The following is an 8,608-nucleotide window of genomic DNA, read 5'->3' as shown; positions in this document are numbered from 1 at the left end:
GTGCGGGCGCGGGGGTGGGCACCGCACCCCACCCCGGCTGTCTACGGTGACCGGCATGCGGATCACCTGGAAACACGTCGTCGGCTTTCTCGCGATCTCGGTTCTCGCGCTCCTGATCACGCTGACCGGGCCCTGGGCCGGGGCTCTGACGGCGTCCGCCCAGTCGGAGGCGGCCCCGCGCTGCACCCGGCACGCCGCCGGCCCCGCCGACGCGGCGCGCTCGGCGCGGCCGGGCGATGTGGTCTGCTTCGACGACGACCTCTCCCGGCGCCGGCTGGTCATCACCAAGGGCGGCACGCCACACCACCCGATCGTGTACTCCGGCGGCGGGGACTCCGTGAAGGGGATCACGGTCGAGGCCGACGACGTGGTCGTCGAGGGCTTCCGGGCGGTCCGTCCCCAGGCGCCGGGGGTCGAGCTGACCGGCGACCGGATCACGCTGCGGAACACCACCGTGATCCGTCCGAAGGGCGGGGACGGCGACGGCATCCGCTTCTTCGGCGACGATCTGACCATCGCGCACAACACGGTGCGCGACACCGACAACAGCGGCGGCCGCCACGCCGACTGCATGCAGACGTTCGCCAGCGACACCCCGTCCAGCCACCGGGTGCGCATCGAGGGCAACCGCTGCGAACAGGTCGACAACATGTGCCTGATGGCCGAGGGGCCCAATGACGGCGAGGGCGACGGGCGTGGCACCACCTCGGACTTCGTCATCAAGGACAACTTCTGCGAGACCCTGCGCGCTTCGCAGGCCCTGATGTTCGAAGACGTCCAGAACGTGACCATCACCAAGAACACCTTCGCCGCGCCCACCCATCACGCCATCGGGCTCGCCATCCACTCCACCGGAGCCCATGTCAGCGGCAACAGGCTGCACGCCGGCATCCGCTACGAGGTCGGTATCGACGCCTCGTCCCGGCCGGGTTACGAGGGCCCAGAGCCCGGCGGGGAGCCGTAACAGCCAGGGGGGATGGGGGCAGGCGGGGGACGCGGTCCGCAGGGGTGGCCGCGTCCCCCGCCTCGCCGTACGCGCGCCTGCCTCCACACTTGCGGGGGTTTTGTGAGTGCGGCCGAAACGCTGTGTGCCCGACCCCTCACGCAGTAAGTTCGGTGCGCGTGCCCAGTCGTGGCGCGATCCGGTTCCTGTGTGAGGGGGAGTTCGCTAGTGCGCCCGGGTGGGAAGGTCGGCAAATACCGGCTCACGAAGGGGCCCGTCAACGGAGGCAGAGGCGCGGTCTGGTTCGCCGTCGACACCGAGCTGGACCGGCCCGTCGTACTCAAGCGGACGCTGGCCGAGGACAACAGCCGGGCCGCCTTCGACGAACTGCTGGCCGAGGCCCGCGCGCTCGCGAAGTTCAGCCATCCCAATGTGGTCACCCTCTACGGCGCCGAGCGCGCCGGCTGGGGGCCGAAGGCCACCTTCTGGCTGGTCATGGAGCATGTGACCGGAGGCAGCCTCAACGGTACGGCCCGGCTGCCCGCGAAGCTCGCGGCCCATATCGGCGCCCAGGTCGCGAACGCGCTGGCGGCGCTGCACGCCAAGGGCATCGTGCACTGCGACGTCAAACCGCACAACGTCGTGATCACCGAGGACGGGGTCGCCAAGCTGGCCGACTTCGGCGCCGCGTACCGCATCGACGGCAGTACGACGAACACGCCGAGCGGACCGTTCAGCCTCACCCCCGCCTATGCCGCCCCCGAGGCCTTCCGGGGGGCGCCGGAGCGGGCTTCGGATCTGTTCTCGCTCGGCGCCACCGTCTACGCGCTGGTCACGGGCGAGGCGCCGCCGCGCGGCCCCCGGCGGACGATCCGGACCGACGCGCTGTCCGACGATGTCGGGCCCCTGCGCGATGTGCTCACCGCGCTGCTCCAGCGCGATCCGGGGCGGCGGCCAAGCGCCGCGGAGGCGCAGCGGGCGCTGGCGGAGGTCGCGGGGCCGGTGGACCAGCTGCCGCGGGTGCCTCTCGAAGAGGTGACCAAGCGGTATCCGCCTCCCGAGGAGCCCGGTGAGCCCGGCGAGCACAGTGAGCACTCGGCGGCGGGGGCGGCCCGGCTGCCGTCCCTGCTGCGGCGCCGCCCCCTGCTCACCGGGGGCACGGCCGTCACGGCCATGGCAATCGCCGCGGTGGCCACGATGCTGGGGCTGCACGACGGCGACGGGGGCGGCGGCTTCGGCCTCGGGGACCCCCGTACGGTCGATCCGTGCGCGCTGCTGAGCACCGGCTCGTTCGAGCGGTTCGGACACGAGGCCCAGCTGGATCCGCAGTACGGCAATTACGACCGCTGCGATGTCGTGCTGAGCTCGGACGACGACGATATCGTCGATGTGACGGCGGACCTCGACACCGAGGATCCGCCGAGCACCGCGGCGGCGAGGACGTCGGGGAAGGTCAGCGTCGTCACGCAGCCCGCCGAGAGCGGCTGGTGCGGTCGCACGCTCGTGCTGTCGGGTGTGCGCGACACCGTCGTCAGGGTCGAGGCGAAGCTGACCGACGACACCAAGGCGCCGCTGTGCGATATCGCCGACGCCGCCGTCGAGCACGCGGTCACGGTGCTCAACCGGGGCGAGGTCCCCCGCCGTTCGCCGCAGCTCCCGGCCGGCTCGCTGGCCCAGCAGGATGCCTGCGGGCTGCTCGACGGCCGGGCGCTCGAGGTCGTTCCGGGCATCGACGCCCGCGACCCGGACGTCGGTTTCGGCCGGTGGACCTGCGACTGGGCGAGCACCACCAACCGTATGACGGTGCGGCTGGTGTTCGACCAGGGCGTCCTCTCGATCCCGGACAACGCCCGGTTCACCGAGCTCGCCGGACACGACGCCGTCGTGATGCCGGAGTACGAGGGCGACGGCAGCTGCACCGTCGATGTGTTCAACCGCCCGCACCGGAGCAGTGACGGCGGGCCGACCGAGCGGCTGCGCCTGGTGGTCGGCGGGGCGCGGGCCAAGGACCGGCCCTCCTGCGAGACGGCGACCGACCTGGCCCGGTCGGCCACCGCCGCGCTGTCGACCGGCTGACCCACGTGCCGGCTGACCCACGTACGGGCGGGACACGGCCGAGCGGGGCGCGTCCGTCGCGGGAAGGGGCCGAGCGGGACGGGTCCCGCCGTGGGCGGGGCACAGTGGACCCGGCACGGCACGACTCAAGGAGGCAGCGATGCACAGCCACCGCCCCGAGACCCTGGCGCGCGGCGCCGAACCCGCCCGGCCCGGCACGCTCCACGCGCGCTCGGTCATCGCCGACATCAGCGTCCCGCCGGTGCCCGGCCGCATCGTCCGGTTCGGGCGCGGCGGCCGGCCCGATGTGGATCTGTCCGTCGCCGAGGGCGATCTGCGGGTGAGCCGCCGCCATGGCGAGCTGACGTACCGCGAGGGCAAGTGGTGGCTGCGGAACACCGGGCAGCAGCTGGTCCGGCTGCCGCGCGGCCGGATGATGCATTCGAGCTCGGGCCCGATCCCCCTGGAGACGGGGTATACCCCGCTGTTCGTCAGGGGCTCGGGCTACCGTGAGCACCTGGTCGAGCTGTATGTGACGGACCACGACGAGCGCGGTGGCGGCGCGCGCCAGGAGGACGCCACCCTGCCGCCCAAGCGGTGGCCGCTCGACGACGAGGAGCGGCTGCTGCTGGTCGTGCTGGGCCAGCACTATCTGCTGTACGAGGAGTGCCCGCGGCCGCTGTCGTACCGGCAGGCGGCCATGGAGCTGGACTATGTGTGCGGCGAGGGCGTCTGGGGCGAGCGCCGGATCGAGCGCAAGGTGGGGGCGGTACGCCGGCGGATCGAGCGCGGCGGGGACTTCCCGTACTCGGTGCTGCGCGAGGACGACGGCGCGGGGCCCAGCGACCACAATCTGCTGCACAACCTGCTGCGCGGGCTGGTCGAGTCGACGACCCTGGTGCCGCCGGATCTCGAACTGCTGGACGGCGATGTCGACGACTGAGGACGCTGATCGTTAAACGCGGGCGCTGCCACGATCATTCGATCTGATGAGTCGCATCCGCGGTCCCCGTCTCCGCCGTTCAACGCCCCCTAGCGTGCTGGGTGTTCGCGCCGAACCCCCGTTTTCCCCCGCACGCAAAGGAGACACGGCTGATGTCGGTAGACGCGGCCAGCGAAGCGCAGCCGGAGCGGCAGGAGCAGCTCAGCCTCGGCACCGCCGCCGCACGCAACCTCGCCACCACCACCAAGTCCGTTCCGCAGATGCAGGGGATCACCTCCCGCTGGCTGCTCAAGGTGCTCCCCTGGGTGCAGACCGACGGCGGGGTGTACCGGGTCAACCGGCGCCTCACCTACACCGTCGGGGACGGCCGTATCGAGTTCGTGAAGACCGGTTCGCGGGTGCAGGTCATTCCGCGTGAGCTCGGGGAGCTCGCGGTGTTGCGCGGCTTCGAGGACGTGGGCGTGCTGACGGCGCTCGCCAACCGCTTCGTGCAGCGCGACTTCGAGGCCGGCGAGGTGCTGGCGGAGGAGGGCACCGCGGCCGATCACATCTATCTGATCGCGCATGGCAAGATCGTCAAGACCGGCAGCGGTCCGTACGGCGAGCCGACCCGGCTCGGTGTGCTGGGCGACGGCGACCGGTTCGGCGAGCAATGTCTACTCAGCGCCGATTCGACCTGGGAGTACACGGCCAAGGCCGCCACCGCCGGCACCCTGCTCGGGCTGCCGCGGCGGGAGTTCACCTCGATCCTGGAGGGCTCGCCCGCCCTCCAGACGCATGTCGCGGAGTTCGCCGCGCTCCCCCAGCAGCGGCAGAACGCGCGCGGCGAGGCCGAGATCACGGTGGCTTCCGGCCATGCCGGTGAGGTCGATCTGCCCGGCACCTTCGTCGACTACGAGCTCCATCCGCGCGAGTACGAGCTCAGCGTGGCCCAGACCGTGCTGCGGGTGCACACCCGGGTGGCGGACCTCTACAACAAGCCGATGAACCAGACCGAGCAGCAGTTGCGGCTGACCATCGAGGCCCTGCGGGAGCGGCAGGAGCACGAGATGATCAACAACCGCGAGTTCGGCCTGCTGCACAACGCCGAGTACGCCCAGCGGATCCAGACCCACTCCGGCCCGCCGACCCCGGACGACCTCGACGAGCTCATCACCCGCCGCCGCGGCTCCCGGTTTCTCTTCGCCCATCCGCGCGCCATCGCCGCCATCGGCCGTGAGCTGAACTCCCGCGGGCTGTACCCCGACCACGTGGAGCTGAACGGCAACAAGGTGCCCGCCTGGCGCGGGGTGCCCATCCTGCCCTGCAACAAGATCCCCATCACCAAGGAGCGCACCAGCTCCATCATCGTCATGCGTACCGGAGAGGACGACCAGGGCGTCATCGGGCTGCACCAGACGGGGCTGCCCGACGAGTACGAGCCCGGCCTGTCCGTACGGTTCATGGGCATCGACGAGAAGGCGCTGATCTCCTATCTCGTCACCGCCTACTACTCCGCGGCCGTGCTCGTGCCGGACGCGCTCGGCGTCCTGGAGAACGTCGAGATCTCCCACGGCCGCGACTAGCCGTCCGTCCCGGAACACGAGAGAGGTGAGGTGAGAGGCGCGGATGTCACAGCCCTTCGAGCTGCCGGACTTCTACGAGCCGTATCCGGCCCGGCTGAATCCCCATCTGGCGGCGGCCCGGGACCACTCCAAGCGGTGGGCCCGCGAGATGGTGATGATCGAGGGGTCGGGCGTCTGGGACGAGGCCGACTTCGACTCCCATGACTACGCCCTGCTCTGCGCCTACACCCACCCGGACGCACCGGCCGAGGTGCTGGCCACGGTGACCGACTGGTACGTCTGGGTGTTCTTCTTCGACGACCACTTCCTGGAGAGCTTCAAACGCAGTCAGGACATGGCCGGTGCCAAGGCCTATCTCGACCGGCTGCGGGCCTTTATGCCGGTACACCCCGACGGTGCAGGCGCCCGCGCCGCCGAGGAGCCGGCGAACGCGGTGGAGCGGGGCCTTGCCGACCTGTGGGCCCGTACGACACCGGCCATGTCCGGCGGGTGGCGCCGGCGGTTCGCCGAGGCCACCCGCCATCTGCTCGAAGAGAGCATGTGGGAACTGTCCAACATCAGCGAGGGCCGGATCGCCAACCCGCTGGAGTACATCGAAATGCGCCGCAAGGTCGGCGGCGCCCCGTGGTCCGCCGGGCTCGTGGAGTACGCGGCGGGCGCCGAGGTGCCCGAGGCGGTGGCGGCGAGTCGGCCGCTGCTGGTGCTTCGGGACGCCTTCGCCGACGCCGTACATCTGCGCAACGACCTGTTCTCCTACCAGCGCGAGGTCGAGGACGAGGGGGAACTGTCCAACGGCGTGCTGGTCTTCGAGCGGTTCCTCGGCTGCGACACCCAGGCGGCCGCCGAGGCCGTCAACGACCTGATCACCTCGCGGCTCCAGCAGTTCGAGCACACCGTGTTCACCGAGCTGCCGCCGCTGTTCGTGGAGTCCGGTCTTGACCCGCGGTCCTGCGCGGACGTCCTGACCTACGCCAAGGGGCTGCAGGACTGGCAGTCGGGCGGGCACGAGTGGCATATGCGCTCCAGCCGCTATATGAACGGCTATACGAACGGCGGCGGGGCCGGCGACCCCGGTGGCCCGGTGCCGGGCGGCCCGCTTGGCCTGGGCACCTCGGCGGCCCGTATCGCCACCTCGCTGGCGGCCACCCTGCCGTTCCGGCTCAGGAGCCATGCGCAGCCGCCACGCCGGGTGGTCGGGCCGGTGCGTATTCCGGATCTCCATATGCCCTATCCGGCGCGGCTGAGCCCCCATCTGGACCGGTCCCGGGGGCACATCGTGGAGTGGGGCCGGCGGATGGGCATCCTGGATGTGCCGCCGGGCCTCCCCGGCTTCGGGGTCTGGGACGAACACAAGCTGCGGGCCTTCGACTTCGCGCTGGCCGCCGCCGGTATCCATCCGGACGCCACCGGCGAGCAGCTGGATCTGACCACGGGCTGGCTGACCTGGGGTACGTACGCGGACGACTACTACCCCATGGTCTTCGGACGCGCCTTGGACCTGGTCGGCGCCCGGGTCTGCAATGAGCGGCTGTCGGCCTTCATGCCGGTGGACTCCACCGCCGTGCCCACCCCGGTGACCGGTCTTGAGCGGGGCCTGGCCGACCTCTGGTCGCGTACGGCGGGGCCGATGACGGTGGACGCGCGGCGTGCCTTCCGCACCACCGTCGAGGACATGACCGGCAGTTGGCTGTGGGAGCTCGCGGGCGAGATGGAGCGGCGCGTCCCCGACCCGGTCGACTACATTGAAATGCGCCGCAAGACCTTCGGTGCGGACCTGACCATGGCCCTGTCCGGGCTGTCCCACGGCCGGACGCTGCCGGCCGAGGTGTGCCGGGCCCGGCCGGTCCAGGCCATGGAGCACGCGGCCGGGGACTATGTGGGGCTGCTGAACGACCTCCACTCCTTCCGGAAGGAGGTCGAGTTCTCGGGCGAGATCCACAACAGTGTGCTGGTCGTCCAGAACTTCTTCGGCTGCGGCACCTCCGAGGCTCTGCACATAGTCGCCGACCTGGTCAACTCACGGATGCGCGAGTTCGAGCGCATCGTCTCCACCGAACTGCCCGCGCTGGTCGAGGACCTGGCGCTCGACGCCACGGTCCGGGCCACGCTCTACGGCTACACGCGCGAGCTGCAGAACTGGATGTCCGGAATCCTCGTCTGGCACCGGCAGACCCCCCGCTATACGGAGTCCGAGCTGTGCCGCCCCGTGGGCCTGCCGCCGCGCACCTCGTACGGCCCCACGGGTCTTGGCACCGCGGCTGCCCGTCTCGCCGCCACGCTCGGCGGCGGACGGGCGACGGCGGCAATCGGCTGACAGACGGGCGCTGCTCGACCATCGCTCCCTCGTTCCCTTCCCCCTACACTTGATCTTGGCTCACGGCGCGGGGCGGAGGGAGACGGTCCATGGGACTCGACCGTACGGCCGTGGTGACGGCGGCGCTTGAGCTGCTGGACGACGTGGGTCTGGACAGACTCACCATGCGCGGGGTGGGCGCGCGGCTGGGCGTACAGCTCAACACCGTGTACTGGCACGCCTCCAGCAAGCCCCGGCTGCTGGAGCTGATGGCCGACGCCATGCTCGAAGGGTGCGCCGACGCCCCGCTCCCCGAGGCGTGGGACGAGCGGGCGCATACGCTGGCGCGGCGGTATCGCGCGGCGCTGCTCGCCCGCCGCGACGGGGCGCGTCTGGTGGCCGGCACCCATGTCGCCGAGGAGCACGCACTGCGCTTCGCGGACGCCCTGACCGGCGCGTTTCTCGCGGGCGGCCGAGCTCCGGCAGAGGCAGCCTGGCGGACCTGGGCCCTGGTCTACTTCACGCTCGGCCTCGGCCAAGAGGAGCAGGCCGCGCCCCTGGGGGTGGAGCCGCTGCTGCGGGCCGCCGCGGGCGGGCGGTTCCCGTCCCTGGCCGCCGGGGCGGACCGGATCACGGACTTCGAGGAGCGGTTCCGGCACGGTGTCGAACTCATCGTGCAGGGCCGTGGATCCGGCGGTCGGCGCCGCCCGCGCTAGCCAAGGAAGATCCGAGGTCTCGCCCGCCTGACGGGCTTTCGTGCCGGTATGGGCCCGTCACTGCCCCCTGCCCATCCGATGTTTATCGTGCGC

The 8,608-nt window shown here is 71.3% G+C and carries 6 protein-coding genes; all 6 read left to right on the top strand.

Annotation, left to right across the window (positions count from 1 at the left end; genetic code table 11):
* A partial coding sequence (locus tag ACWDSL_RS34760; protein WP_450491941.1) for a right-handed parallel beta-helix repeat-containing protein occupies positions 1 to 964 on the top strand: 964 nt, incomplete at its 5' end.
* Positions 965 to 1,171: 207 nt separating this feature from the next.
* On the top strand, positions 1,172 to 3,019 hold the full coding sequence (locus ACWDSL_RS34755; RefSeq protein WP_450491940.1) for a serine/threonine-protein kinase: 1,848 nt from the start codon (positions 1,172 to 1,174) through the stop codon (positions 3,017 to 3,019).
* A 139-nt stretch (positions 3,020 to 3,158) separates the two neighbouring features.
* Positions 3,159 to 3,941, top strand: a complete 783-nt coding sequence (locus tag ACWDSL_RS34750; protein ID WP_450491939.1) for an FHA domain-containing protein — start codon at positions 3,159 to 3,161, stop codon at positions 3,939 to 3,941.
* A gap of 152 nt (positions 3,942 to 4,093) precedes the next feature.
* Positions 4,094 to 5,506, top strand: a complete 1,413-nt coding sequence (locus ACWDSL_RS34745; RefSeq protein WP_450491938.1) for a family 2B encapsulin nanocompartment shell protein — start codon at positions 4,094 to 4,096, stop codon at positions 5,504 to 5,506.
* A 43-nt stretch (positions 5,507 to 5,549) separates the two neighbouring features.
* Positions 5,550 to 7,820, top strand: a complete 2,271-nt coding sequence (locus ACWDSL_RS34740; protein ID WP_450491937.1) for a terpene synthase family protein — start codon at positions 5,550 to 5,552, stop codon at positions 7,818 to 7,820.
* A gap of 89 nt (positions 7,821 to 7,909) precedes the next feature.
* The gene (locus ACWDSL_RS34735; protein ID WP_450491936.1) at positions 7,910 to 8,515 is read left to right on the top strand and encodes a TetR/AcrR family transcriptional regulator C-terminal domain-containing protein; all 606 of its coding nucleotides are present in this window, start codon (positions 7,910 to 7,912) and stop codon (positions 8,513 to 8,515) included.
* The last annotated feature ends 93 nt before the right edge of the window (positions 8,516 to 8,608 follow it).

The organism is Streptomyces sp. NPDC000941 (genome assembly GCF_053599555.1).
Note: the sequence above shows the minus strand (reverse complement) of the source record. Positions and strands in the feature narration are given on the sequence as shown.

Coding starts and splice junctions, on each gene's coding strand:
- ACWDSL_RS34750 (WP_450491939.1), top strand. CDS start 3,159: ATGCACAGCCACCGCCCCGAGACCCTGGCGCGCGGCGCCGAACCCGCC.
- ACWDSL_RS34745 (WP_450491938.1), top strand. CDS start 4,094: ATGTCGGTAGACGCGGCCAGCGAAGCGCAGCCGGAGCGGCAGGAGCAG.
- ACWDSL_RS34740 (WP_450491937.1), top strand. CDS start 5,550: ATGTCACAGCCCTTCGAGCTGCCGGACTTCTACGAGCCGTATCCGGCC.
- ACWDSL_RS34735 (WP_450491936.1), top strand. CDS start 7,910: ATGGGACTCGACCGTACGGCCGTGGTGACGGCGGCGCTTGAGCTGCTG.